This is a genomic window from Ilyomonas limi (assembly GCF_005233845.1).
Taxonomy (GTDB): domain Bacteria; phylum Bacteroidota; class Bacteroidia; order Chitinophagales; family Chitinophagaceae; genus Ilyomonas; species Ilyomonas limi.
Map to the genome: position 1 here is coordinate 115,453 of NZ_SZQL01000012.1, position 25,797 is coordinate 141,249.

General features: G+C 40.6%; 24 protein-coding genes. 16 read left to right on the forward strand and 8 right to left on the reverse strand.

Going from position 1 to position 25,797, the window contains the following annotated elements; translation table 11 throughout:
- Nucleotides 1-105 precede the first annotated feature (105 nt).
- Nucleotides 106-1,428 (reverse strand): (Fe-S)-binding protein, encoded by a 1,323-nt coding sequence (locus FC093_RS15090; protein WP_137262634.1) that lies wholly within the window; start codon nt 1,426-1,428, stop codon nt 106-108.
- Between the two features lie 71 nt (nt 1,429-1,499).
- On the opposite strand from FC093_RS15090, the gene FC093_RS15095 reads away from it, so the two are divergent.
- The 8 genes from FC093_RS15095 (at nt 1,500) to FC093_RS15130 (ending at nt 9,369) form a co-directional block, all read left to right on the forward strand.
- The gene (locus FC093_RS15095; protein WP_170971108.1) at nt 1,500-2,024 is read left to right on the forward strand and encodes a phosphoribosyltransferase family protein; all 525 of its coding nucleotides are present in this window, start codon (nt 1,500-1,502) and stop codon (nt 2,022-2,024) included.
- Between the two features lie 406 nt (nt 2,025-2,430).
- The gene (locus FC093_RS15100) at nt 2,431-2,982 is read left to right on the forward strand and encodes a dihydrofolate reductase family protein (protein ID WP_137262636.1); all 552 of its coding nucleotides are present in this window, start codon (nt 2,431-2,433) and stop codon (nt 2,980-2,982) included.
- A 367-nt stretch (nt 2,983-3,349) separates the two neighbouring features.
- Nucleotides 3,350-5,038, forward strand: a complete 1,689-nt coding sequence (locus FC093_RS15105; RefSeq protein WP_137262637.1) for a tetratricopeptide repeat protein — start codon at nt 3,350-3,352, stop codon at nt 5,036-5,038.
- 424 nt (nt 5,039-5,462) lie between these two features.
- On the forward strand, nt 5,463-5,798 hold the full coding sequence (locus FC093_RS15110; RefSeq protein ID WP_137262638.1) for a hypothetical protein: 336 nt from the start codon (nt 5,463-5,465) through the stop codon (nt 5,796-5,798).
- A gap of 194 nt (nt 5,799-5,992) precedes the next feature.
- Nucleotides 5,993-6,295 carry a TFIIB-type zinc ribbon-containing protein gene (locus tag FC093_RS15115; protein WP_137262639.1) on the forward strand — a complete coding sequence of 101 codons (303 nt, stop codon included), beginning with the start codon at nt 5,993-5,995 and terminating at the stop codon, nt 6,293-6,295.
- A 65-nt stretch (nt 6,296-6,360) separates the two neighbouring features.
- Nucleotides 6,361-7,062 carry a DedA family protein gene (locus FC093_RS15120; RefSeq protein ID WP_137262640.1) on the forward strand — a complete coding sequence of 234 codons (702 nt, stop codon included), beginning with the start codon at nt 6,361-6,363 and terminating at the stop codon, nt 7,060-7,062.
- 19 nt (nt 7,063-7,081) lie between these two features.
- Complete coding sequence (locus tag FC093_RS15125) at nt 7,082-7,855, forward strand: TerC family protein (RefSeq protein WP_137262641.1); 774 nt, start codon at nt 7,082-7,084, stop codon at nt 7,853-7,855.
- A gap of 494 nt (nt 7,856-8,349) precedes the next feature.
- Nucleotides 8,350-9,369, forward strand: coding sequence for an aldo/keto reductase (locus tag FC093_RS15130; protein ID WP_137262642.1), 1,020 nt, complete (start codon nt 8,350-8,352; stop codon nt 9,367-9,369).
- Nucleotides 9,370-9,718: 349 nt separating this feature from the next.
- Here the strand turns inward: FC093_RS15130 and FC093_RS15135 are convergent, their stop codons facing one another.
- Nucleotides 9,719-10,504 (reverse strand): class I SAM-dependent methyltransferase, encoded by a 786-nt coding sequence (locus FC093_RS15135; RefSeq protein WP_137262643.1) that lies wholly within the window; start codon nt 10,502-10,504, stop codon nt 9,719-9,721.
- Between the two features lie 141 nt (nt 10,505-10,645).
- Between FC093_RS15135 and FC093_RS15140 the strand changes: the two genes are divergently transcribed.
- The 4 genes from FC093_RS15140 to FC093_RS15155 all read left to right on the forward strand — a co-directional run bounded on the left by FC093_RS15140 (nt 10,646) and on the right by FC093_RS15155 (nt 14,173).
- Entirely contained in the window at nt 10,646-11,284 is a 639-nt protein-coding gene (locus FC093_RS15140; RefSeq protein WP_137262644.1) for a hypothetical protein, read from the forward strand.
- Nucleotides 11,285-11,594: 310 nt separating this feature from the next.
- The gene (locus FC093_RS15145) at nt 11,595-11,867 is read left to right on the forward strand and encodes a SemiSWEET transporter (protein WP_137262645.1); all 273 of its coding nucleotides are present in this window, start codon (nt 11,595-11,597) and stop codon (nt 11,865-11,867) included.
- Nucleotides 11,868-12,140: 273 nt separating this feature from the next.
- The gene (locus FC093_RS15150) at nt 12,141-12,932 is read left to right on the forward strand and encodes a mechanosensitive ion channel family protein (RefSeq protein WP_137262646.1); all 792 of its coding nucleotides are present in this window, start codon (nt 12,141-12,143) and stop codon (nt 12,930-12,932) included.
- A gap of 980 nt (nt 12,933-13,912) precedes the next feature.
- Complete coding sequence (locus tag FC093_RS15155; RefSeq protein ID WP_137262647.1) at nt 13,913-14,173, forward strand: hypothetical protein; 261 nt, start codon at nt 13,913-13,915, stop codon at nt 14,171-14,173.
- Between the two features lie 57 nt (nt 14,174-14,230).
- Here the strand turns inward: FC093_RS15155 and FC093_RS15160 are convergent, their stop codons facing one another.
- The 5 genes from FC093_RS15160 to FC093_RS15180 form a co-directional block, all read right to left on the reverse strand.
- A complete protein-coding gene (locus tag FC093_RS15160) occupies nt 14,231-16,231 on the reverse strand; it encodes a tetratricopeptide repeat protein (RefSeq protein ID WP_137262648.1) in 2,001 nt (666 codons plus the stop codon).
- The gene (locus FC093_RS15165; protein ID WP_137262649.1) at nt 16,231-16,428 is read right to left on the reverse strand and encodes a hypothetical protein; all 198 of its coding nucleotides are present in this window, start codon (nt 16,426-16,428) and stop codon (nt 16,231-16,233) included. Before FC093_RS15165 ends, FC093_RS15160 begins: the two co-directional genes overlap by 1 nt.
- 380 nt (nt 16,429-16,808) lie before the next feature.
- A complete protein-coding gene (locus FC093_RS15170; RefSeq protein ID WP_206106584.1) occupies nt 16,809-17,807 on the reverse strand; it encodes an AAA family ATPase in 999 nt (332 codons plus the stop codon).
- Between the two features lie 9 nt (nt 17,808-17,816).
- Complete coding sequence (locus tag FC093_RS15175) at nt 17,817-20,435, reverse strand: transglutaminase-like domain-containing protein (protein ID WP_137262650.1); 2,619 nt, start codon at nt 20,433-20,435, stop codon at nt 17,817-17,819.
- A gap of 156 nt (nt 20,436-20,591) precedes the next feature.
- Complete coding sequence (locus FC093_RS15180) at nt 20,592-21,962, reverse strand: DUF58 domain-containing protein (protein ID WP_137262651.1); 1,371 nt, start codon at nt 21,960-21,962, stop codon at nt 20,592-20,594.
- Between the two features lie 126 nt (nt 21,963-22,088).
- Between FC093_RS15180 and FC093_RS15185 the strand changes: the two genes are divergently transcribed.
- The 3 genes from FC093_RS15185 to FC093_RS15195 are packed head-to-tail and all read left to right on the forward strand — an operon-like array spanning nt 22,089 to nt 24,681.
- Nucleotides 22,089-22,994, forward strand: a complete 906-nt coding sequence (locus FC093_RS15185) for a class I SAM-dependent methyltransferase (protein WP_137262652.1) — start codon at nt 22,089-22,091, stop codon at nt 22,992-22,994.
- Between the two features lie 57 nt (nt 22,995-23,051).
- A complete protein-coding gene (gene mtaB / locus FC093_RS15190; RefSeq protein ID WP_137262653.1) occupies nt 23,052-24,326 on the forward strand; it encodes a tRNA (N(6)-L-threonylcarbamoyladenosine(37)-C(2))-methylthiotransferase MtaB in 1,275 nt (424 codons plus the stop codon).
- A gap of 19 nt (nt 24,327-24,345) precedes the next feature.
- On the forward strand, nt 24,346-24,681 hold the full coding sequence (locus tag FC093_RS15195) for a hypothetical protein (RefSeq protein ID WP_137262654.1): 336 nt from the start codon (nt 24,346-24,348) through the stop codon (nt 24,679-24,681).
- On the opposite strand, the gene FC093_RS15200 is transcribed toward FC093_RS15195, so the two are convergent.
- Entirely contained in the window at nt 24,647-25,054 is a 408-nt protein-coding gene (locus tag FC093_RS15200; RefSeq protein WP_137262655.1) for a DUF4293 domain-containing protein, read from the reverse strand. The two genes, FC093_RS15195 and FC093_RS15200, sit on opposite strands and share 35 nt — an antisense overlap.
- Nucleotides 25,055-25,196: 142 nt before the next feature.
- On the opposite strand from FC093_RS15200, the gene FC093_RS15205 reads away from it, so the two are divergent.
- Nucleotides 25,197-25,604: a T9SS type A sorting domain-containing protein gene (locus FC093_RS15205; RefSeq protein ID WP_170971109.1), complete on the forward strand. Its 408-nt coding sequence runs from the start codon at nt 25,197-25,199 to the stop codon at nt 25,602-25,604.
- The last annotated feature ends 193 nt before the right edge of the window (nt 25,605-25,797 follow it).

Genomic DNA, 25,797 nt, shown 5'->3' on the forward strand with positions numbered 1-25,797 from the left:
AAATATCTCCTTAACAGTAAGCTTTTATTTCAACTTATCTCCAACATTGCTACTGCAAAGCCATAAACCCGTGAACTATTGACCTAACGGCATAACATTAAACTTTTATCCTTCCGCCCACTTATCTCTCTCATCGGGCGAAAGTTTCCAGGGTGCAAAATTGTTTTCGGTATTGCTAAACATGCTGTTCCATTCTGCCGGGGCACTGCTTTCTTCCATGATTAAATAACGCCGCATCTGCACGATAATATCCAGCGGACTAATGGCAACCGGGCACTCCTGTACGCAAGCCTGACAAGTAGTGCAGGCGCGCAATTCTTCTTCCGTAATATAATCTCTCAGCAATGTTTTGCCATCGTCTGTAAAAGTTCCATTCTTTTTAATGTTGGCGCGCACATCTTCCATGCGGTCGCGCGTGTCCATCATTATTTTTCGCGGATTCAGCTTTTTGCCGGTAATGGTAGCCGGACAAGCGGCGGCGCATCGGCCACACTCGGTACAGGTGTAAGCATCCTGCAAGTTGCGCCAGCTTAAATCAAAAATATCTTTTGCCCCAAACTTTTTGTGTTCCGGCTCGGCAGTATCGCCAACAGGTGCCGTTTCGGGCTGCATGGCATATAGTACTTCCTGTTGAATTTCGGGCATATTACGCATTTTGCCTTGTGGCTTAATGCGTGCATAATACGCATTGGGAAATGCCAGCAAAATGTGCAAGTGTTTGGAGTAAGGCAGGTAATTTAAAAAGGCAAAAATACCAATGATATGCAACCACCAGCACGTGCGTTCGATAGTCATCAACGTTTCGCTGCTGGTATTGGTAAAGAGTGGATGTAAAAATGAAGAAAAGAAAAAATTGCCGGTAATATGTTGTCCATATTCAGCAAAATCTCTTTGCTGCAAGGTAGTATCGGCAGCATTCATCGTTAAAAAAAGGAGCATTAAGATAATCTCGGTTATCAAAATAATATTCGCATCTTCTTTTGGCCAGCCATTCAGTTCTTTCCATTGCAGGCGTGGCACTTTCACTATATTTCTTCTAATTAAAAAAATAGCACAAGCTGTAAGTACCAGCACTGCCAGTAATTCAAACATATTGATGAACGCCGGATAAAAACTACCCAAAGGGCGTGCAAACAAGCGATGACTTCCAAGCAACCCATCCAGCGCAATTTCCAGCACTTCGATATTAATAATGATAAAGCCGGCATACACAGCTAAGTGTAGTATTGCAACAATAGGTTTGCGGAACATCTTTTTTTGCCCCAATGCCAGGAGCAGCACATTTTTCCAGCGTTCGGCCGGCTGATCGCTAAAATCTTCGTCCCTGCCCAGGAGAATATTGGCGCGTATTTCCTTTGCTTTTCTGGCAAAAAGGAGTATTGCAACGATCGTCAATACAATAAAGGCAATCTGTGCTACAAGGTGCATAAGTAAAGTTGTGCCGCTAAGGTAAATGAAGATGCGTGATTGTTACTACATTTGAGTGGTAAATGAATACCATGGCTGATAAAAATTATGTATTAAGTTACGAAGCAGCGCAGGAAAAGCTGCATCGCATGGCGCTGGAAATAGCCGAACTGGTAAGCGAAGAGGAAGTGCCACTGGTGCTGATTGGCATCAGGCAGAGCGGCACCGTAATAGCCGAAAAAATTTGCCGGTTACTGGAACAATATATAAAAGTAAAACCACAGGTTATCTCTATCATGCTGGACAAGCATTTGCCTAAGGAAATAAGCCTGAGCGAAGAGATAGACTTCACCGGCAAGAACGTCATTTTTGTAGATGATGTAAGCAACAGTGGTCGCACGCTCATGTATGCACTGCGCCCTTTACTCGATTTTCATCCCAGGCGCGTGCTGGTATTGGTGCTGGTAGAGCGTATGCACAAGCAGTTTCCTATTAAGCCCGATTTTGTAGGTGTTTCGGTAGCGACTACGGTGGAAGATTATATACAGGTGGAAATACAAAATGGAGAAGTAATTGGTGCGTTTGTAAAATCAGTGAGCGTGGTGGATAAGGTGTAAAAATGATTATTGTAATATTTGGTTTATTTTATCTAAGGTTACCTGCATGTGAAACGTTCTTCAACGTATTAATAAACCGCAGACGAGAACATAAAGGCACTCTCTTTATATCTTTATACTACATAAAAAGAGTGCATCGAGGCGCTGCGTACCGGGTGCAAAAGGATATTCGGGAAGCGTAACAGTTGTATTTGAACAGAAGTGGATTTACAAGCCAAAATATTTGAATGAAAGGGGAATTTGCGAAGTTCCTTTAAATAAAATTATACTTACTTCAAAGCGGAATTTAGAATTGTAGATTATTGTTACTTTCTCGTAGATAAGAAAGGTATGTGTAGTATTTCTAGCGACATTGCAAGCACATCAACCGTTGACAGAGATCTGACAATTAATTAAGCGAAACAGTATGAGAAAACTAATTGCAGCAATCAATATGACAATTGACGGGTATTGTGACCACACAGCCATAATTCCAGATGAAGAAATACATTATCATTATGCTGATCTTTTAAGTAACGCAGATACCATTCTATATGGCAGGATAACATACCAGCTTATGGAATATTGGCAAACTGTGGTTAAAAATCCTACCGGCAATAAAGCAATGGATAGATTTGCAGTGATAATAGACAACATTCCGAAAATTGTTTTTTCCCACACGCTGAAAAATGTAGAATGGGAAAGTGCAAAGTTGGCAAATCGAGATATTGAAGAAGAAGTTTTTGAACTCAAACAACAACCGGGTAAAGATATTTTAGTGGGCAGCCCGGGTTTGATTGTCAGCTTAACGGAACTTCACTTAATTGATGAATACCAACTTTGTGTTCACCCGGTTATAGCCGGGCACGGTTTACCATTATTTAAAAACCTAAGCCACCTGACGATTCTTAAATTCATAAAGACAAAAACGTTTGGTTGTGGTGCGGTAACGCTTTACTATGAGTCTACAAAAAAATGACAGTTTATGTGAAACATACATTATCATGAAGAGGGCATTATACGCATAACAATAGATTTGCTGCCATAGCGGGCCAACTAAAGTTAATCAGCAACAGATTTTATATTAAACGCTATATCTTTTTCCAAACCAACATAACGCTAAATGCCACTACAGGCAGCAATAAGGTTTGGAAAAAACTGGCAGACGGAAGCGAATGAACATCTGGAATTTTATTTATCTTTAGTTCTATATTCTGGTTGAAGAATATAAATACCGGTATTCTTTAAGCTGGTCTAACATTAGTAGCTACGCTATTAATTCGCACAAAATCAGTTCCTGTTATTTACAGAAATAGTAGAATTCAGTAAAGTAAAAACCCTGCAATATGAATTCACTTCCCCGAAAATGGCTGCTATTTTTATTACTTGCTGCTCTGCTACTTGCATGTGGAGGAAATAATGCAAAGCCTTCAAAAAAATTAATCGGTCAATTGCATTTAAAAAGCGGACAACTTATTTCGTGCGGACCTCCGGATAAAGAATTTGGAACGCTTGATTTTGAAATGAGCTGCAGTGACGAAGTGAAAACCGATTTCAATACAGCAGTGGAACTGTTGCACTCCTTTGAATATGATGAATCGGAAAAAGTTTTTGCAAAAATAATTGAAGCTTCGCCGGAATGTGCAATGGCATATTGGGGAGTGGCTATGTGCAGCTTTCATTCCTTGTGGGAGCCACCTTCGGAAGCTGATCTTAAAAAAGGTACAAAAGCCCTTGAGATTGCAAACGCAATTGCCCGGAAATCAAAACGCGAATCTGACTATATCAATGCCGCGGCAACTTATTATAAAGATTGGGATAAAACCGATCCGGATACCCGGAGCATCCATTTTGAAAAAGCAATGCAACAATTGTATAGCCAATATCCCGATGATAAAGAAGCCGCAATATTCTATGCACTGGCATTAAATGCTGCGGCAGACCCATCAGATAAAGCTTATACAAAACAGAAAAAAGCAGGCACTATACTGAATGCGTTATATACTGCTGAGCCCAACCATCCGGGCATTGTTCATTATATTATTCACACGTATGATTATCCCGGTATAGCACATCTTGGCTTGTCTGCAGCCCGGAGGTATGCGGCGGTAGCTCCTTCGTCCGCACATGCGTTGCACATGCCATCGCATATTTTTACAAGGCTCGGGCTTTGGGATGATTGTATCCGGTCAAACATACAATCTGTTGCGGCGGCTAAATGCTATGCCGAAGCAACAGGTATTAAAGGTCACTGGGATGAGGAATTGCATGGCATAGATTATCTTGTGTATGCTTACCTGCAAAAAGGAGATAATATTGCTGCCAGCGAGCAACTGAAATACCTCTCAACTATTCATGAAGTTTATCCCGTTAATTTTAAAGAAGCCTACACGTTTGCTGCTGTTCCTGCCCGTATAGCGCTTGAAAATAAAAGATGGCAGGAAGCTGCGGGTTTATTACTACAACCGGCAGATTTCCCGTGGAATAAATTTCCCTGGCAGGAAGCGATTATTCATTTTGCACGCTTATTGGGTGCGGCACACAGCGGAGACCTTTCAACTGCACTATTGGAACTGGTAAAACTGAATGCGCTGTATAGTACGTTGCAAAAGCAGAAGGATGATTACAAATCAAAACAGGTAGCCATTCAGATAAAAACGGGTGAAGCGTGGCTGAAATTTGCGGCAGGAAAAAAATCGGAAGCGTTGCAGTTGATGCAGTCCGCAGCCAATATGGAAGACAGTACTACAAAACACCCGGTAACGCCGGGAGAGGTGTTGCCTGCAAGGGAATTGTATGCAGATATGTTACTTCAGATGAAACAGTACGAAAAGGCATTACAGGCATACAGAGAAGTGCTGCAAAAAAGTCCTAACCGTTTTAATAGCTTGTATGGTGCCGGAGTAGCTGCTGAAAAATTGAGCAACATGGAAAGAGCTATTTATTATTACCAGCAATTAGCCACAATAGCTTGCTCCACTTCGAACAGACCTGAACTGATTGCAGCCAAACTATTTTTGAAGCAGCATTCATAAGCCACCTTTACTTATGTTCTGAAAGATGCTGGCGCGGCGCCTTGAAGTAAGGAATAAAAACCGGTTGTAATACCAAAAATATACAAAACGGGAACTATGTGTTTAGAGCAGTGAAAGGATTGTAAACACGTATGGTTGAATACTTCCCCTATTTTATCCGGAAGCTTGCAATTTATCCACTTGGCCTATCGGTTTCATTTATGTTTTACTGCTAAAAGTAAAATTTGTTCTCTCCGTATTCATATCAAATCTTTACCCAACGCACATAAAAAAGTACTTGCTTATAAAGGCTGTTTTTGGTGTTGAAGAGACATAACGGGTTTATTAAAACGATAACATTTTACGCTCCCTTTTTCGGGTAGATTTGCAAGATAAAATTTACACAATTAAAATGTCAGTGAAGCAACATACCGGTTTTAGATACATGCTGCTCGGGATCCTATTCCTGTTTTTTAATTGTGTTTGCACAGCGGCTCCGGTTATAAAAATCACTTCTGAAGATTATAAACAAGCCACTGCCCTGCAATTGAACCAAACTGCGGGTGCAACAGAAACGGAGGAAAACCAATTAACCACTTCTTCGTATGTAAGCCGGTTTACTCATTTTTCCTTCAGGAAACAACACCTCAGTCATGCTTACAATGGCGGCAGCCAGATTGCACTTGCCAATATTGGTTGGCAGCCATCCTATTTTCCTGCAAATTGCTTTTTACCTGCACCGGGCTATTACGCTTTTCTATTCCGTTACAACCTTTTTTAATTACTGCTCTCATAATGCCTTTGTTTTGAGCTGAGGAGAAATTGCTTCTTAACACAGCTCTGCATTTTCTTTTAAGTGCATACCACAAATGTGTAATATGGTATATGCTGCAAGCACGATAGGCTGCTTAATTGAAAAAAGCGTTATTCTTATACATAGTATAAATTTTTTACTTATTGTAAAATCATCCTGTTATGAAATGTCCTAATTGTAATGAAACCTTGTTAATGACCGAACGTAATCATATTGAAATAGATTATTGCCCTTCGTGCAGGGGCGTATGGCTGGATAAAGGCGAACTGGATAAGATGCTGCTGTATGCGGCGCAAAGCATTCCTGATGAAACTACCGGACCAGACAATTTTGGTACGCCTGATGGTTACCATCCGCATAGCAAACAGCAGTATGGTTATCATCCGCATAGCAAACAGCAATATGGCTATAATAAGCCCTATAAAAAGAAGTCTTTCCTGGGCGATTTGTTCGACTTTGATTAAACCCCTTCTTATTGCTTCCACCGGCGGTGGAAGCAATTTAATTAATAACACAATATGTAATAATTATGCAAACGATAATAGAATTTTTTAGCAACATAGCCAACCCCGAATGGATTATGCAACACGGTGGATTGTACATTGTGGTGCTCATCGTATTTATTGAAACTGGCTTGTTTTTTGGCTTTTTTCTGCCCGGCGATTCTTTACTGTTTATTGCCGGAATGGTTATTGCCAATACATTAGCGCCTTTTACTTTACCGTTGATTAATTTATGTTTCTGGATTGGATTAATAACAACGGCAGGCGTTTTGGGCAACTATGCGGGCTATTGGTTTGGAAAAAAATCCGACAGATTGCTCTTCCAGAAAGACAACTGGTTATTTAAAAGAAAATACCTGTTACAGGCCAAGGCATTTTATGACAAAAAAGGCGGCGGCGCTATTATGCTGGCCCGCTTTCTGCCTATCGTCCGCACGTTTGCGCCAATAGTGGCCGGCATGGTGCGGATGAATCCGGCAAAGTTTTCTGTATATAATGTTTTCGGCAGCTTTCTGTGGGCGGGCAGTATTGTATCAGCGGGCTTTTTGCTGGGCGAAAATACCTGGGCAAAAGAAAACCTTGAAAAAATCATCATTGGTATTGTAGTGATTACTACAGGTCCCGTTCTACTTAAACTGCTTTTAGGAAAAAAGAAAAGCGGTTTGCAAACGACAACTGTGTATAATTTAACCCAAAAAGAGCCCGAGCAGGAACCTGCTAACCAGTAAGCTATCTTAAATCAAGTATATGGAATTAGTTTTTCCCGATTTTACTAACCCGGCTATCTGGATAAGCCTGCTTACGCTTAGTTTTCTCGAGATTGTACTGGGTATTGATAATATCATTTTTATTTCTATTGTGGCCGGCAAGTTGCCGAAGCAACAACAACGCCGGGCTCGCAATCTCGGACTGTTAATGGCCATGTTGTTCCGTGTAGGTTTGTTGTTGTGCATTACCTGGATTATTGGTTTGAAAGATCCGGTGATGACCATTCCGGCAATTGAGGGGCTTTCTGCTAATCCGCTTGCCTTGAGCGTTAAAGACCTGATATTAATAGCAGGCGGGTTGTTTTTGATTGTGAAAAGCACGTTGGAAATTCATCATAAATTTAAACGCGATACCGGCTTGGAACAGAAAAAGGTAGGAAAGGTGGTTGGTTTTGGTGGCGTGATTTTTCAGATTGTGTTAGTGGATGCGGTATTTTCCTTCGACTCTATTTTAACTGCTGTAGGGCTGGTTGACAGTGTGGTTGTAATGATTATTGCGGTGATTGTTTCCATTGGCATTATGATGCTTTTTGCAGGGCCGGTCACCAGCATTATTAACCGCCACCCTACGCTTCAGATGCTGGCACTTTCCTTTTTAGTTGTGATTGGCGTGGTGCTCATTGCCGGTGGATTACATCAGGAGGTGAGCAAAAGTATCATCTATTCCTGTCTGGGCTTCTCACTGATTGTAGAATTGCTAAACATACGGTTAAGAAAAAAAGCGGAGAATATACAGTTGAATAATGAGTCATAACACAGATGAAAGTTGATCGTGCTTGCAAAATGTTTTTATAATAAGCCTAAAAGAATATGGCGGATGAAGAAAAAATGCCGGAAGATTTTAGTTACTGGCTATTATATCCTGTGATAAACTAACCTGTCTGGTCAGGCTGCCTCGTCATTGCGGGCGGAATAGAGCAGTATGTGCAATGCTTTAATTCATTATTGATGGCTTATGCTGATCTTTATTAAAAGTTCAATTGCAGCTATTGGAGCACCATAAAAGCCTCCTTTTGTTTTACCGCCATTCACAGATTGCTTTGCTGCGCCCACAATGATGTGAAGCTTCTACATATTTATATGCAGCTGCCTGCTTTACTGTATAATAACTGAAAGGCATACAGGCTACATCAGCAAGTTCATTGTTGCTCTACAGTTTGTAGTATAAAAAACAAAAACCCATCAGGTGTTTTTGTTGCGTCCTTGTGTTTCTGCAGTTAATTACCTTTGCGCCCAAAATAACCAACTATGAAATACAACCTTTTAGGCAGCACCGGATTGAAAGTATCCGAGCTTTGCCTTGGCACAATGACGTTTGGGGGTAAAGGCTATTGGACAGCTATTGGTACATTGCCACAAGATAATGTAGATGAACTGGTAAAACGCGCAGTAGATGCAGGCATTAATTTTATTGATACGGCAAACGTGTATTCCGAAGGGTTATCGGAGCAGATGACCGGCAAGGCCATCCGCAACCTTGGATTGAATAGGGATGACCTGGTGATTGCTACCAAAGTGAGAGGCAAAATGAGTGAAGGTCCTAATGGCAGCGGATTGACCCGCAAACACATTATGCAACAGGTAGAAGAAAGTTTGAAGCGGTTGGATACAGATTATATTGATTTGTATCAGATACATGGCTATGACCCGCTTACACCGCTGGAGGAAACTTTATGGGCACTTGACGACCTGGTAAAAAGTGGTAAGGTGCGTTACATTGGTTGCAGCAACCTGGCTGCCTGGCAATTGATGAAGGCATTGGCTTTCTCGGAGTACACAGAACAGGCAAGGTTTGTATCGCTGCAGGCGTATTATACGATTGCCGGCCGCGATTTAGAAAGGGAATTGATTCCCCTGCTGCTCGATCAGAAAGTAGGACTGATGGTATGGAGCCCGCTGGCGGGTGGCTTATTAAGCGGCAAGTACAAACGCAACGGCGAGGGCCCCGAAGATGCACGCCGTGTGAACTTTGATTTTCCGCCGGTAAATCGGGACAGAGCATTCGATATCCTCGATGTGCTTCATCCAATGGCAGAAGCCAAAGGTGCATCGGTAGCGCAGCTGGCATTAGCGTGGCTGCTGCACCAGCCGGCAGTAAGTTCGGTAATTATTGGTGCCAAAAAAACGGAGCAATTGGAAGATAACCTGAAAGCTATAGATGTTCAGTTTACAGCAGCAGAGTTGCAGCAGTTGGATGAAGTGAGTAAGCTACCTGCAGAGTACCCCGGCTGGATGCTGGAAAGGCAAGGAGCCGACAGAAAGCAGTAAATAGGGGATAGAAGACAATGGTGCTTTTTGTGCCGGTAAAAAGGTGTGGTACGTTATGGGAAATAGGTGCAGAAAGGAATATTTTTCCACATCAATTCCCCTGTTTCAACAGTCATTAAAAAACGTCGTTCTAGAGTTAACTACTGTAAATCAACCCGATAGTAAAATGGCACTATCTTGGATGCAATTTAAGCATCAGAACGGTGATTTCCAGCTCTAAACTTTAACCTGTAAAATTACCCTTAGCAGGCGTGATTTTATAGAAAGTAAATGGAATAAGCGTTCGTAAGGTGTATTTCTTGAAAAAGAAATACACTTTTTTTATGAGTAATATTAGTATTCCTATAGTTTATTTTTTTCCTGACGGATAGCCAATCAGATAAGCAATGCGCATACCTAGTTTGTTTTTTACTGTTCCGGCTTTCCAATGATAATTGGTGCAATATGTTGCCCTTGCGATAGCTAATAATTCTTCCACCGTATGTAGGCGTATGATGGAGACTACGCCATCCCAAATGGTGCAAAAAGGTATAAATGGAAGGAGATAGGTAAATATAATCCTTGACCAGCGAAATGGTTTTATGAAAGGTGTAAATAAGAAAAAACCAACTGGCTGCAACAGCAGAATAGTAAGGATAAATAGCACACTTTTATCGCCACCATCAAAGATGGCAATGCCTTCCCTGGCTTTGACAGCATCGTTCAATATGGTTGTTGCAGACCGTTTGCTGAAGTGATGAAAGCCGGAGAAAATAGTACGGAACCCTTTAATGCCCGCAGGCACTTGCGCTGCATCCACCGGATAATTGATATAGCTAATAACACGTTTGCTTTTTGTGTGCAACAATTTATACGCAGGAATGTTGGGGAATTTATCTGTAACTGTTATAGGCACCGTAGCGCCCTGCTTCGCTAGTAGTTTTGCTACCTGTTCTATTGGTCCGCCACTGCCGGAGCATACATCTACAATGTTGTGAGCATTTGCCTGTTGCAACGCATCTGCAAGCAGGGGAATAATGGGTTGATATAAATTGCCTCTGGTAAAAATAAAACGCAAAAAGTCTGTCATTCCTTCTCTTATCACATCAGGAAACCAGCTTTGGTCTTCAAACTCAAACAGGAATGGTTGGGACATATCAGCGTGTTAATTTATTATTTGAAAGCAATACGAATTACCAATTTTTATCCGAGTAATAATTGTTTCCACCTTTATATATCTTTCACTCTTCAAAATTCGTTGTAAGAGCATATTTATTTTTGATAAAAAATACTACTTATGCGTTGGATATTTTGTTTATTATTTTTCGCCAGTGCGCTCTCCACTATTGCGCAGGACGATATGCCCGATTATCGCAGCAAAAAAGACAGCTATACAAAGATGGCTGAAAAAGATATCAAAGGTGACCTTGCAACGTTCACTATGGCAGGTATAGATGAAAGCGTGGGGAAAACGCCGCTAGTGCGCATTGCCGCTACAAATTATGGCAATAACTTTATGACGTTTGAAGGCAACAACATTCATGTGGAAATAAAAAGCAGTCCTTTTTTTCCTACACAACACAAAATGGATTATGCTGATGAGGAGAAAAAATACCTGGTAAAAATAGATAAGAAAGCATATTTTGGCAATTACGGATCGGTGCCCAGGACACAAGTGGCTTCTATTACCGTAGTGGTTGATAAAGACACCGTCGCCATTCCGCCAACGGCTTATTTTGATTTGTATAATCCTCAGTTTACTTATTCGCAGGGCGGCAGCCAAAAGTCCTACAACGGTGTGTACCTCTCTCCCGATAAACGCAATATTTACATTTATATGCTTAGCCGCGATGCCAACGACAGCTACGAAGTAACCTGGGTTATCCAGGATAAAAAATACCTGCGCCGTGTGGTAGATTTTGGCTTTCTCAAATAAACTTTTCTTTCACTTTAGGTAGCGGTAAATGGAGTGTTTTAGCAACGTATATGTTTAATGCTGCAAAATCACGCTTACTCATACATTTTATCTGCGGGCAAATGCCGCATCGCTAAAGCATATCAGGCTTAATAATTGAAATCTTTTAATTCCTTTTGCATGTATATCAACCTGGTAATAAATTCCTGGGAGTATGGCGTAGATGGCTGCTAACATCCACATTGATACAGATACCTGCCCTATAAAAATAAAGTTGTCGTTTAGACACTCCATTGCATAAACAGGTACAGTTTTTTATTTACAGCACTGCATGAATTACAATGAGATAATTGGCATTATAGCCGGCGTTTTTACCGCTGCCTCTTTGCTGCCACAACTAATAAAAACGATAAAGGAAAAAGATGCTTCAGGTATATCAACTGTAATGCTGTTAGTACTAATTACAGGCATTAGTTTGTGGGTGTATTACGGTTTTTTAAAGAAGGATATTCCCATTATTGCCACCAATATTTTCTCCGATTTAGTCAACTTAACATTGCTTTTCTTTAGTATAAAATATAAAAAAGAAAAAGGAGATATGTAGCTTGTTTGCCGGATTCAAATAAGTTAACCTATATAAGCCACGAGCAGTAAGCTTTAAGCTGCGAGCAGAAAACTAAGCGTTTCGAGCTAAGCGTATATCCCGCTACTTAATTGAAAATGGTACAGCGATATTTTCAATAGTGTGAGGTGTGATGTATTTTGCCTGCGGCTTATAGTTCGTCGCTTGCAGCCATATCACGGAGCCTGATTAAAGTTGCTGTTACTTTGCTGCCGTGGCATTATTTTTAGTAACACTAATACAAAATTTTTGAGTGTGAAATGGAATTGGGATAAAATTTATGACACCATTACTACTTGGGTAATTACTGTTGGACCACGCATTCTTTTAGCTATTATTTTTTTGTTTTTGGGCTTGTGGCTGATAAGATTACTCATTATACGGCTGCATAAAATAATGGATAAGCGAAATGTCGACGCTACTTTCAAACCCTTTTTGATAGGTTTGATTAATGTTGGCCTTAATGTTCTGCTTTTTCTGGTATTAATACAAGTATTGGGTTGGCAGCTTACTTTATTTGCAAGCTTTATAGCATCTTTTGGCGTTGCTGCAGGCCTGGCATTATCGGGTACACTGCAAAATTTTACAAGTGGTATTTTAATACTGTTGCTAAAGCCTTACCGCGTGGGCGATAGTATTATTGCGCAGGGGCAAGAGGGGGTGGTAGATTCTATTGAGATCTTTTATACCGTAATAACTACTTATGATAATAAAACGGTCATTATTCCTAATAGCAAACTGTCTAATGAAGTGATTACCAATATCAGCCGCGAAGGCACGCGCCGGTTGGATGTAGTATTTAAATTCAATTTTGGTATAGAGTTTAAGCAGGTGGATGATGCATTGAGCGCAGCAATCAACAACATGCAAAATGTATTGAAGGTGCCGCAATACCGCATTGGTGTATCTACGGTAGAACCCGATGGTTACAGAGTAATGGTAAGCGTGTGGGTAAATGCGCATGGCTTTATTGATGCAAAACTGATCATCCAGGAAAAGCTGATACAAGCTTTAAAAGGCGATGGTATTAAGCTGCCGGGGATGTAGATAAATCAAAGACTAATCAACACTGACGAGGTTTAGAACACTATCAGCATTTTTATATTCCACACTGTCTCTTTTAGGAGCTACCATGTGATGGAAGAACAGTGCGTAGAAGAAGAGTATTAGATGTTGTTGGATGATATAGGCAAATCAAATTTTTTTACTTGGCGCAAGTATCTGCTTGTGCCATTATCTTTTGAGTGTTTGCTCTTATATTGAAAAACACCAAACGAATAGCCAGTATAGAAGAGGGCCCATTGGAAATGTAGGCGAGCTTAGGGTTATAATATATACTGATAAATGAGTTTTGCTATAAACAATATAAAAATCGGCAAAACAATAGAAGTAAAAATATAGGTCTTGTAAATTCTGCCATTGTAGTATTTATAACCTTTTTTAACTGTTTTCCACTTATCCTTATATAGGATTAAAAAATAGTTCAAAACCAACGGGAGTAAAAAATATTGTAATAAGTAACTAACAAGGCTGCTTAAACCCTGGCTTTTAAAAAGCGAAAACTCTCATTATAGAAGTTACGTTTTATTAAAAAATTTCAAGGAATATTTTTATTGCAATTAGATTAAAAGACATCGACAATGTAATCAAGATAGGGGTTTGAAATTTCCAAACAAAATATACTTAATATACTTATACCTGATCTCGTCCAATTAATTGCATCAGACCATAATGTGTAATAATGTATAGTATAGTTTCATAACTGCAAAATAATTCAGACTATTTACTGTTTGCTACATTGAACAAAAGGTAGCAAACAGTAAATGAATACCCATGTTCTTCGAGGTATCAGCAAAGTGCAACTTAAAGAATGGATAAAAATGATTCTCAGGAATCATTCGAAAATAGCGAATATTCATTGCAAATTAGCATCTAATACCACCGCATAAAAACATGTGTCATCGCAATAAAGCGAACCACTCAAAACTAACTTTTCTTTTTCCCGACTTACCACCACCTTTGCCTTCATGAATGAGCATTTCAAAAACATTATCCACGCTATCAGTAAAGGTGATACCAGCCTGGTAGAACGTTTTTTCTGCCAGCCGGGCGGCAGGAAATACCTGGAAAACATCACGCTTATTCTCATTAATACTTTACCGCAGCATTATGGCGAAAAAGAAGAATTATACCTCGGCTTTGTAGAAGTGCTCGACCGCATGGAGCAACGCATTCGCCGGCAACAGGAAGGACAGGAAATATTGGAAACTGTTTTTCAAAATAGCTGAAAGGTGTATGTAACAGTCAGGCTAAACAGAGATTTTGCTTTGCTGGCGAAAAAACAATCATCCATTAGTATCTACCGGCTTTTCGTACACCATTGCGCCACCTTTTGCAAAGAGGCGTAATGCCAGTTCGCCACCTACACCTTCCGTATCTTTAAACACCAGTTTTTGATTAGTCACAATGGTCTTTCCGTAAGCACTTTTTACGTTGATGGTGGCTTCATATCTATCGCCCTTTTTGATAAATTCAATAGTAGCATTGGCGGCATTGTTGGGTGTATCAAAATCAATATTACACCTTTTCACATCTTTCATCACCTGGTTGGTAGCATCATCTTCCACACCTAAAACATGTAACTGTACCGGCATGGCAATATTGGAAAAAGGTGCCAGCTGCGGATATACTTCCATCAAGATATTGCGATATAAATTGTAGTTGTCCCGCTCGTTTCTATAACCTTTATAGCCACGCGATAAATCTTCGTATAAACGACCTAAAAACAGTTTTTCATTAGCCGTATCCAGCAAGGTTGTTTTTACAATATTTTCATAGTCGGTCAATGCTTCATCCTTATCACCGTTTTCTTCTTTAAACTGTGCTGCAAACAACTTAAAATACCGTTGTATGTTTTGCCGGTTATCCGTTCGCTGATAATCTTCATACTTATTGCGGAAGTATTTAGGACTAAAATTCTTCAACAGATACCATGCTTCATCATACGTAGTGGTAGATTCACCGCAAAACAAATCATACACTAGTCGTGTACGGTCGGGGTTGTTAGCCAACTCATTTACCGCTACATAATCTGCCATCAGCCGCTGTATTTTTAGCGAAGCAATTTTTGCAAGTGCGGTGGGTGAATACCACCAGCCACGGTTTAAAAACTTTACCTGTGATATTTGCCGGTCAAGCAGTTCCGCTTTTAATAAACTGATAGTAAAATCATACTGCGTTTGCGATAGCGTAGTGCCGATGTGCAACTCTTTAAAACCGGCTGCTTTGTTCAAAGCAAATTGCGCGCTATCCAATTGTCCATCGTACATATAGCTGCGCGCAAGCCCAATATTGTACCAGCCAAAACCTGGTGTAGAACCGTTTTGACTAATAATATCATCGCACATTTTAATGGCTTTTTTGGTATCGCCGCCATACACATACAACTGTGGCAAATAATAAAATGGCTCCTGCAACATACCCGGCTCGCCGGCATACATGTCTTTGCTGTAATACTCAATGGCATTGGCAAACCGGCCTATTTCTCCTTGCAAATTGCCATAATTATTCCATGATATAGCGCCGTTTTCTGCCAGTAATTGATAATAATATTCGCTGCTATCATAGTTTTTGTTGTAAGAATGAAGCAGCGCGAGATAATGATAAATCTGTACGCGGCTTTGGTTGGCTTGCCCTGGTCCAAACCAGGCATCATTCATTGCTTTGTTATCTTCTATTTGTGCAAAGCCCTGGTAGCAACTGGCAAAGGCTGCCTGCTCGTTGGCGGCAATAGAATTTTTTAGGAAATCAAACTTGTCACTTGTAAAAAAACGGTTACGATGATACTCCCATGCCCGCTGAAAATAAATGCCAAAATAATCGCGCTGAAAATGATAGCTTTCAATTTCATCCAGCACCGCCATCACTGAGTCGGGCATTTCTATATTATCGTAGCATTTATTCAGCGCATTGGTTATTACTATCATATCCTGATAGCGCTGTACATGTTGCGAAAAATAAGATATGGATGAATAAATATTGCGAAGTACCGGATCGTAATCTTTTTCCAGCAAATCCAACGATTTACGTAGCGGTGCAATGGCATTTTTATAACCCAGATAATCGGCGCTGCGGTTGTACTTGTACATGCCTTCGTACATCCAGCCTACATAATAGGTGCTGTCAATCCGCAAAAACTCGCGGCTGCGTGGCAGCGCATCTTTATCCGAAAAATCAACGCCTATTCTTTTGGCATCTATTTCGTAGCGGGCAGCCGTTTTGTCTTCCTGCGCAAAACAGCGGAAGGCAAAACAGCATACGATATACAACACAAACAAACGACTCATCAGCTATCCGAACTTTTTAAATTCTTCAATATATTTTCGTACGTATAATTATCAATCTCCCTAAGCATCTCTTCTTTGCGTGCCTGTAGGCTGGCTACATCTGCTTCACTCAAAATCTGAATCTTTTTGTTGCGTTCCATTTCTTTCAGCTCCTGTAAGGCTTCATCGCTCAGCAGGTTTACTATTACATTTTCCATGCGACAAAATGTTTTTTAAGTAATATTGAATTAGTGTTTAATGTTTTACAAGTTTTTTTTCATAGTAAAATGCTCACTGCTGGTTCAACCATTATGTATCGTTGCTTATTCGATGATGGTAACTATTCCAGATGAATATTAACTGTGAAAATCGTAGTCTTCTTTCATAATGTTCCGGTAATATTGGCTAACCGTATTTTTAATAATGCTGTAAAAAATTTTATTGAAACATTATGAAATCAGTGTTTATTTGTTTGCAGCCATACTGTGGGCAGCTTTTTTAAAGGCTTTAGGACTGCAGCAAAAAACATTCAACTAACTTATTATGCAGTGTTGTAAAACTACACATTTTATTACTTCATTTATCGCTGTTTAAAATTTTAATATTCCAGTTTTAATTTGCTTAAGCGGCTCATTTCTTTTTCCAAAATATTGCTTAGTGCTTTTTGTTTTGCTTCTCGGTTGCGGTAAATTAAGCGGTGATCCAGCACTGCCTGTGTAATAATCTGGATGTCGTCTTCGGTTACAAACGTGCGCCCGTTTACCAGTGCAAAAGCTTTGAGGCATTTTAAAAATGTAATGCCGCTACGTGTAGAAGCGCCCAACACAATATCTGGATGACGACGTGTTTCCGTTACAATATTTCGTACAGCAGCAATAATTTCATCGTGTATAAAAACCTTCTCTGCTTCGTCCTGCAAAAACAAAATTTCATCCATGCTCAGCACCTGCTGTATATGCTCCAGGTTGCTTTGGATGCCGAGGTAATCTTTATAAATATTCAGCTCCGTCGTTTCATCCACATAGCCAAAATATATCTTTAAAAAGAACCGGTCTAACTGTGCCGCCGGCAGCGGATAAGTGCCTTCCATTTCCACCGGGTTTTGCGTAGCGATGGTAAAAAATAAGCGCTCCAGCGGATAGGTTACATCGCCCATTGTTATCTGGTTTTCAGCCATACACTCCAGCAATGCCGATTGTACTTTGGGCGAAGCACGGTTAATTTCATCTGCCAGCAATACATTGCAAAACAGCGGTCCTTTTTTAAAAATAAATTCCTTTTTTATATCATCAAATATGTGCGAGCCAATGAGGTCCATGGGCAGCAAATCGGGTGTAAATTGTATGCGTTTAAAATCGGCGCCACCTGCATGGTGCAAGCCCGAAATGCTTTTGGCTAACGTTTTTGCCATCACGGTTTTGCCGGTACCGGGATTATCTTCTATTAAAATATGACCTTTGGCCAATAAAGCCGTGAGTATAAATTGTATTTGCGTGCGCTTGCCGCGTATCACCGTTTCAATATTATCCGTCAGTTTTTGGATATTCTCCAGCGCCTGCTCCATTTGTATGTTCATTTCTGTTGCTATTGCTTCCATGCTTATTGTTTATTTAGGTTGAGAAAAATACCCAATAGTATTATATATATTTAAAAACCTGTTGAACCTTGTTTTAAAGGGAACATTTTTATCTACCTGGGTAATGAAATCATTGTAAAAATGCGCAACAATTTCTTCTTCCCGTGGCGTTAATGATGATGAGCTGTATTTTGCTTTTTGATAAATGGCAATGAACGGAGAAAAACGGGTGCCAAACTGTTCATCGGTTTGCAACGCATATTGCTGCGGACCCATCATTGCACGGCTGTAGCCAAGCTGATTTAGATAATAACTTGCAGCGCGATATTTATTGAAGGCGGCTAAACGTGCATTACCATTATTACGCTTTGCACGGCTATTGTAATACACCCAAATAAAGTACGGTGTTAAGAACAGCAATAGGATAAAAGTAGCAACAGCCGCCAGTGAAGCCCACATCATTTTTACCCAATCTATCGGCTTGCTGGCTGCTAATTGTTCTTTTTTATTCAGCTTTTTCGCTTCGTCTTTTTCAATGATTTTTATTTCATCTACCGGCACGGGATTGGGTATTTTCTTGAATATAGAAAGCATACTATCTTTTGCCGTAGCTTCTATATTTTTCAACACAGCCGCATACGAGGCAGCCGTAATGTGCATGCCTTTTTTCAAAGCACTCAAAGGCACCGTTGCTGTATCTGCCGATACGGTAGCGCGGCTTGCATCGGTTGATAGATCTAAAGTGGTATTTGTAGTATAATTCTGATCGTGGTACAGTAAATTCTTTACTTTCATTTGTACCAGTTTACCTACAGTGTCCACGTTTGTTACCTCACCATCAGCCACAAGATATACCTGCTGCATATCCAACGGTGGTGTTTGGTCGGGCTGCGATGCCTGTTGGGTATTTACATCAGGAATAGTAGTGTCAAAATCCATCCAGCCATAACCCGGAAAATATGCCTGCACCCAGGCATGTGCCTGGTCTTCGTAGAACCAATACCAGCCAGGATTTTTACTGCTTCTGTCGATGGTTAAAAAGCCTGCTGCCAGGCGTGAAGGAATGCCCAAAGCGCGCAGCATAAACAAGGTAGCGCCCGCATAATAGGCACAATAACCTTTGCGGTTTTCAAATAAGAAATAGGAGAGTTTGCTCGCACTCGGAATACCGGGAATGCCGGGGTTATCGGAATATTTAAACAGCGGCTGGCCAAATTCATCCTTGCTTAAAAAGTAATTTCTGATTGCCAGCATTTTATCAATTGGCGTTTGTGCATTAGCCGTAATTTGCTTTGCCAGCGCCGTAATTTTCTTATACTCCTCATTGTTGGGCATAAAGGTATAATAATCGTAAAACGTTTTATCTAAGCCCTGAAAATCCTTGATACGGCGCAAAATATCAAAACGCTGCTTCTGGAAATCTTCCAGCGATTTATTGCCTGCGGGGTTGTAAATAAAATACGCACTGTTCAAATCGCTCACCCACATTTTAGCACGGTAAGCGCTGGCATATTGCTGCTGATACTCCCGCGGCACGCCAATGGGCTGGCACGAAAAGGCGGTAGAAGGTGCTAAGTACTCGCTGGGCGAAAGCAGCACTTTATACACATCCGCATTTACCACTTTGCGGTTAAGCGTGGCATGTGTATTTTTTATAACGGTAGAATCTGTTCTCGTAAAATACAGTGGAATTTTTGAAGGGTCGGGTTTAAACAAATCATTGGACGGCATGTGTGCGGTATCCATCTCAAAGGTTTGCGTAAGCGTATCAAATTTAGTATAATAATACGCTGTAAAATATAACGGATTAGGTGTAATGCCATCCGGTAAAAAGTTATCCAGTTTGGCTACAAATACCAGTCTTTTGCCTTTGTTCAACGAGCCGGTAAGCCTGGTCTGGTCTTTATTTTTAATGGTGCCATCTTTATCCTGCTTCGTCATGCTTTCGCTGTTGCCCTTCTTGTTGTAATCAGGCTGCATACCGCCCCATTCTTTTTCGATGGCTTTAAAATCCTGCTGAAAATAAGTAAAGGTGCCTGCCAGCAACAGCGCCAGCACCACGGCAAAACCAATCATTCTTTTACCTATAAACCAGCCAAAGCCTGCCCCGTCTTCGTTCATATTGCGTATCAGTTCGGCAGTGTAAATAATATACACAGCATACGCGAGCACCGGCAGAAAAGCACCAATCAACGCCGTTGCTTTTATTTCGGCAGTTTTGCTTACAATCAATACCTGAACGACCAACAACAAGATGCTCCATAATATTGTAAACCATCGTGCACGGCTAAAGCCATAACCTACCATCCAGGCTGCACAAAAGATGGCGCAGAAAATATAGAATTGTATGGTAATTAAGAAGCCAAACTCCGTGACGACCAGCGCGCCCAATAGTTTATAAGCTAATAACAAAATAACCGCCAGCACTGCTGCCGTGGTGATAAACCGGAAGCGGTAAGAATAAAAAACAGTGGACAATGCTAATCCTGCCAAAAAGTAGCTACCCTGCAGCAGCCAGTCATTTTGCAGAATAGAAAAAAAACGGTTAGCATCCCAAAAATCATAATACATCAATGCGGCTGTTGGTAATGCCAGCAACAGCAATTGCGCAATCACCTTTTTATAGCTATGTATTCTACCAATCCTCATGAAATATGCTCCTGTTGTATCGAATGTTGTTTTGTAAGTAAAAATAAAAAGGGAAAAGTTTAGTAAATGGTAATTGTTTTAACAGCTGAGACGCGAAGTAGAATTTAGAAAATAGAAGAGAATATTTGTATTCTTCGCACCATCGCGGTAATACAATCACACACTTACCGCCTTTCCATACTTCGCAATAATTTCTTTTAACCGTTTTTCGTTGTTAAGAATTTTGTTTCGGGCAAAAGATAAGTTCCATTTTCTCCGGTACTCATTGATCGTGTCTTTTTCGTTTTGCACAAACAGCCACTGCAGCCAGTCGCCCATGCCCGATTGATGTAAACTGTTGGTCAATTGCACAAAAACAAACGAAATTTCATTACCATATTGATCCACCAGTTGCTTCACCTGTTCCGCATCGCTCAGTGACGAAACAACTACCATTGCCGCATCTTTTGCCTGCACATACTGTTTCAGGTCTTTATCGTTGTGCCACTTACCCGTACTGATACTGTATTTTACTTGTTGCTGCACATCATTGGTATTGGTCGCAGCAATGGGTTGGTCAGGTACATAACGCACTTCAAAACCTTCCTGCACCAACTGGCGGTAAATATTCCAGATTTTACTTTTGTAATAGTTTAAAAAAGGCACATCTATAATTTCATTCTGAGGCATACCGCCGGCAAAAAACGAAGCATACAGGTAAATATGTGAAGCATACGGGTCGAGTATTTCGGGTATGCGAACTACCAGGTCTTTGTTTTTAGCATAAATCTTCCACACAATGCGGCGTACATCATCGTTGCCTTCAAAATTTTTATAGTTGATGTATTCGCCTTCCACCCGCTTTAGTTCTTCAATACGCGTGTTCGTTTCTTCGGTCTTGCGGGGCGTAGCCTGCATCACTTTGCCTGCTGCATCCAACGGCTGTGTATAAAAACGGTTGCTTGTATTTATGGGTAATACGAGCGAAAAAAACTGGAAGAAATCTTCAAAATAAATAATGGCTTTTTCTATCTGGTATTCCTTTATCTCCGGCAATTTCCAGTTGTAAGTGCCGGCGATGGCTGTACTGATTAACTTTTTTTGTGATTGTTCTATCAGCGAAAACTTTTTGGAATAATGTTCTTCATCGTATTTCAGCCTGATTTTAACAAAACCCAAAAAAGGCTTCAAGATGGGATGAATATCTAACTGAACCGTTTGCTTTTGCTCGCCTTTCTTTGTTTGCAAAGGCTTGGTTGCTATTTTAAATGTAATTGCCTGTTTATTTTTTTTATATAAAAAGAACAAAAAAGAGGCGAGGACCGACAGCAATGAAATGGAAAGCATTACCGCAACAAAAAATACGGCAATATGAATGAGCAGCGGGAAAATATCGGCATATGCTGTATCGGGCAATCTGGGTTGGCTGCTTAGCCATTTATAGCCCGCCAAACAACACACCGCAAATACAACAAAATACCAGGTGAAAGGAAGATAAAAAGTGATATTGTTTCGTATGCCTTTGAAGCCTTTTGTTTGCTTACTCATCGTGCGGAAAATTAAGCATAAGAAAGCGAAAAGAATGTAAAAGTTGTTTTATAGCACACGCCTGTCAGCCAACAGGAAGGCGTGTGCTATAAACATGCTATTTGTCCAAATACTATATTTGCCGCCATGCCCCAAACTATCCATTATACATCTTGTCCTGCATGCGGAAGTGAAGCAATAAAACCGGTGCTGCAGGTGAAAGATTTTACTGTAAGTAAAGAAGTCTTTGCTGTGTGGCAATGCAGCCAATGCACCTTGCGCTTTACACAGGATGCGCCTGCACCCGGCGAAGTGGGAAAATATTATTTATCGCCGCATTATATTTCTCATACCGATACCAAGCAGGGAGTTATTAATCAGCTATACCATGCGATAAGGAAATTTACGCTGAAGAAAAAAAGGCAGTTGGTGCAAAAAGTAAGTGGCTTGCAAAAAGGCTCGCTGCTGGATGTGGGAGCAGGCACCGGCGCTTTTGCCCATATTATGCAGGAGGCAGGCTGGAATGTAATGGGGCTAGAGCCGGATGAAACCGCACGGCAAAATGCAATTAACAAATACAAGTTGAACTTTCAATTGCCCGAAGTGCTTTATTCAATTGATAGCCAAAGCTTTGATGTGATAACAATGTGGCATGTGCTGGAGCATGTGCATGACCTGCGCGGCTATTTGCAAAATTGTGAGCGTATTCTTAAAGAGAACGGCACACTTATTATTGCGGTGCCTAATTATACCAGTTTAGATGCCAATATCTATCAGGCATTTTGGGCAGCCTATGATGTGCCGCGTCATTTGTACCATTTTTCCCCGCAAAGCATGCAAAAATTGTTGCAGCAGCACGGTTTTACAATTAGCCAATATGTGCCCATGCTGTTTGACAGTTTCTACATCAGTATGTTGAGTGAGCAATATAAAACCGGTAAAAGCAGGTTGCCGGGTGCGTTTATCAATGGTCTGCGCTCCAACATGAATGCAATTGGCAATGCAGCGAAGTACAGTTCGGTCATTTATGTGGTAAAGAAATCTAAAAGATAAGCAGCCGCTTTGTACGCTTTCAGATAAGTAGTTCCTCTATCTTATCTTTGCGCCCTTATGACACAGCGGCGTTCCGTAGCATTTCATACTTTAGGTTGCAAACTCAATTTTTCTGAAACCTCTACACTCTCGCGTATGCTGGAGCGGGATGGCTTTGAGAAAAAGAGCTTTGATGAGGAGGCAGATGTGTATGTGATTAATACCTGCTCCGTTACCGATAATGCTGATAAGGAATGCCGCCAGTTGGTGCGCCGCATACAGCGCCGCTCGCCCGAAAGTGTGGTGGTGATTACCGGCTGTTACGCGCAATTAAAACCTAAAGAAATTGCGGAGATTCAAGGTGTTGATTTGGTATTGGGGGCTGCCGAAAAATTCAATATCAGCCAGCATCTGAAAGAACTAACCAAAGGCGATTCAGCCAAAATTTCCAGTTGCGATATTGAAGAAGTAACGGGTTTTAATGCTTCTTTTTCCATTGCCGACAGAACCCGTACCTTTTTAAAAGTACAGGATGGATGTGACTATAACTGTTCTTTTTGCACGATACCCATGGCACGTGGCAAAAGCCGCAGCGACAACATTGCCAATGTAGTTGCCAATGCCGAACAATTGGCTGCGCAAGGCGTAAAGGAAATTGTGCTGACGGGCGTAAACCTTGGGGATTTTGGTAAAGGCCCCGATGGAAATAAAAAGAATGAAGAAAGCTTTTATGATCTGATTGTTGCTTTGGACAAAGTAGAAGGTGTTGAGCGTTACCGCATTTCTTCGATAGAGCCCAATTTGCTCACCAATGAGATTATCTCTTTTGTAGCCGGTAGCAACAGGTTTATGCCGCATTTTCATATCCCGCTGCAAAGCGGCAGCAATAAAATACTGGGTGCCATGCGCCGCCGCTACCGCCGCGAGTTGTATGCGGAAAGAGTGGCCTGGATAAAAAGCCTGATGCCGCAGTGCTGTATTGGTGTGGATGTGATTGTAGGTTTTCCGGGTGAAACAGAAGAAGATTTTAAAGAAACCTTTGATTTTTTGCACAGTTTGGATATAAGCTATCTGCATGTCTTTACTTATTCCGAAAGAGATAATACAAAAGCGCTGGAAATTGAGCCGGTAGTGCCGGTTCATGTCAGGCATCAGCGTAATAAAACACTACGCAATTTGTCTTACATGAAAATGCAGTATTTTACACAGCAACATGCCGGACAAACACGCAAAGTATTATTTGAAGACCACAACAAAGAGGGCATGATGGAAGGCTATACGGATAATTATATCCGCATTGCTGCTCCTTACAAAGGAGAATGGGTAAATGAATTGATTGACTGGAGATTATGAGGACGTAAATTGTTTATGAATGAAAAAGTACCAGGTCATTATATCGTTTGAGATAACCGAAGAATTTATGCAGTTGGTACCACCGCACCGCACGTACATCGGTTATCTCATCAATAAATGTATAGTGGATTGTTACCTGGTGAGTATGGAATCACAAAGCATTTGGATTACCTTCAGTGCATTATCTAAAGAAGAAATTGAAAATACCTGCGAAAATCTCCATTGTATCCTTTCTGGACTTATACCATTGAAGAATTGTTTGTTTACGACGGGCAATTATACCGGCTGCCATCAGTGCAACTTAACTGATTTTTCCCTTTCTATCTTATTCTATCCAAACTCTTTATCAGCTTAATATCGCGGTAGATGCCGCGTATTGCCATCAGTATAAATATAGGTATTAAAAAAGTAAAGATGGAAAATAGTGAAACACCGCTCACCGATTCATCTTTATAATAAAAATACAGCCAAACGGTTATGGCGCTTAGCAGGAGGGCTACGAATGACAGCCGCAGTTGCAACTTTCGGTTTTTATATAAAAATATCAGAAACAAACACAAGGCGCCCAGGATAGAAGTGAGTATAGTTATAACAATGTGATGCGTTGCCGTAAACTCACCCGAATCGGTTACCAAAAGTGTATTAAGGTTGTAAAACGGAAATATAAAGGTGAGAAAAGCGCAAACTGCCGCAAGCAGCAACCAGAGTGTCTGTGAACGCTGTATCATATTCTGTAAGTTGTGTGTAATAAAGTGTGCAAAGTAGCAAAAAAAGCAACAATACTGCCACTCGCTTCCACAGTTAAAAACCATTTGCACTCAATACTTTGGCACGGTATTACAATTGGTTTTTATAGTAAAAGTAATGAATATGAGGTACAGAAATTTACTTGTTGCATTAGCATTACCAGTGATGATGCTGGCAGCTACAAACACCCTTAAAGCACAGCAGGATACTACCGTACCACAAAACAACGTGGTAATGAATGCATATACTTACACGCCTGTTTTGTACCAGCGAGGCACCAGTTCGGCTAATATGCGGTTATTTCCCAATCCTGCATCCGGTGCTACCAATATTTACATTAATAGCATTAAAGGAGAAGATAATGGACAGGTAGTGATTTACAACACCAATGGTACGCCGGTGTATAAGAACATTATAAAAACCGGCAATAACAGTGTTGATCTAGGTAATTTTTCAGACGGTATGTACATTATAAAGGTATTTACGCGCGACAGGTTTGTATATACCTATAAACTGATGGTACAAAAATAATTGTGTGCAAGAGACGAAGGGTAAAGTGAATGCCAAAGCGCATTCGCTTTTTTATTTTTAAACTAAGCTGCTATATTTCTTTAACCGCTTTGCTAATCTATTTTTTTGATTATTAACTTCGCAGCCTTGCTGAAAGCGGGCATAGCTTGCATTTGGCAACTCTTAATAAGATAATTTATTTAAAAGATTTAAA

Coding starts and splice junctions, on each gene's coding strand:
- FC093_RS15175 (WP_137262650.1), bottom strand. CDS start 20,435: ATGAGGATTGGTAGAATACATAGCTATAAAAAGGTGATTGCGCAATTG.
- mtaB (WP_137262653.1), top strand. CDS start 23,052: ATGACACAGCGGCGTTCCGTAGCATTTCATACTTTAGGTTGCAAACTC.
- FC093_RS15185 (WP_137262652.1), top strand. CDS start 22,089: ATGCCCCAAACTATCCATTATACATCTTGTCCTGCATGCGGAAGTGAA.
- FC093_RS15115 (WP_137262639.1), top strand. CDS start 5,993: ATGAAATGTCCTAATTGTAATGAAACCTTGTTAATGACCGAACGTAAT.
- FC093_RS15200 (WP_137262655.1), bottom strand. CDS start 25,054: ATGATACAGCGTTCACAGACACTCTGGTTGCTGCTTGCGGCAGTTTGC.
- FC093_RS15140 (WP_137262644.1), top strand. CDS start 10,646: ATGCGTTGGATATTTTGTTTATTATTTTTCGCCAGTGCGCTCTCCACT.
- FC093_RS15090 (WP_137262634.1), bottom strand. CDS start 1,428: ATGCACCTTGTAGCACAGATTGCCTTTATTGTATTGACGATCGTTGCA.
- FC093_RS15165 (WP_137262649.1), bottom strand. CDS start 16,428: ATGGAAAATGTAATAGTAAACCTGCTGAGCGATGAAGCCTTACAGGAG.
- FC093_RS15170 (WP_206106584.1), bottom strand. CDS start 17,807: ATGGAAGCAATAGCAACAGAAATGAACATACAAATGGAGCAGGCGCTG.
- FC093_RS15205 (WP_170971109.1), top strand. CDS start 25,197: ATGAGGTACAGAAATTTACTTGTTGCATTAGCATTACCAGTGATGATG.
- FC093_RS15160 (WP_137262648.1), bottom strand. CDS start 16,231: ATGAGTCGTTTGTTTGTGTTGTATATCGTATGCTGTTTTGCCTTCCGC.
- FC093_RS15105 (WP_137262637.1), top strand. CDS start 3,350: ATGAATTCACTTCCCCGAAAATGGCTGCTATTTTTATTACTTGCTGCT.
- FC093_RS15130 (WP_137262642.1), top strand. CDS start 8,350: ATGAAATACAACCTTTTAGGCAGCACCGGATTGAAAGTATCCGAGCTT.
- FC093_RS15125 (WP_137262641.1), top strand. CDS start 7,082: ATGGAATTAGTTTTTCCCGATTTTACTAACCCGGCTATCTGGATAAGC.
- FC093_RS15135 (WP_137262643.1), bottom strand. CDS start 10,504: ATGTCCCAACCATTCCTGTTTGAGTTTGAAGACCAAAGCTGGTTTCCT.
- FC093_RS15095 (WP_170971108.1), top strand. CDS start 1,500: ATGGCTGATAAAAATTATGTATTAAGTTACGAAGCAGCGCAGGAAAAG.
- FC093_RS15100 (WP_137262636.1), top strand. CDS start 2,431: ATGAGAAAACTAATTGCAGCAATCAATATGACAATTGACGGGTATTGT.
- FC093_RS15180 (WP_137262651.1), bottom strand. CDS start 21,962: ATGAGTAAGCAAACAAAAGGCTTCAAAGGCATACGAAACAATATCACT.
- FC093_RS15155 (WP_137262647.1), top strand. CDS start 13,913: ATGAATGAGCATTTCAAAAACATTATCCACGCTATCAGTAAAGGTGAT.
- FC093_RS15195 (WP_137262654.1), top strand. CDS start 24,346: ATGAAAAAGTACCAGGTCATTATATCGTTTGAGATAACCGAAGAATTT.
- FC093_RS15110 (WP_137262638.1), top strand. CDS start 5,463: ATGCTGCTCGGGATCCTATTCCTGTTTTTTAATTGTGTTTGCACAGCG.
- FC093_RS15145 (WP_137262645.1), top strand. CDS start 11,595: ATGAATTACAATGAGATAATTGGCATTATAGCCGGCGTTTTTACCGCT.
- FC093_RS15120 (WP_137262640.1), top strand. CDS start 6,361: ATGCAAACGATAATAGAATTTTTTAGCAACATAGCCAACCCCGAATGG.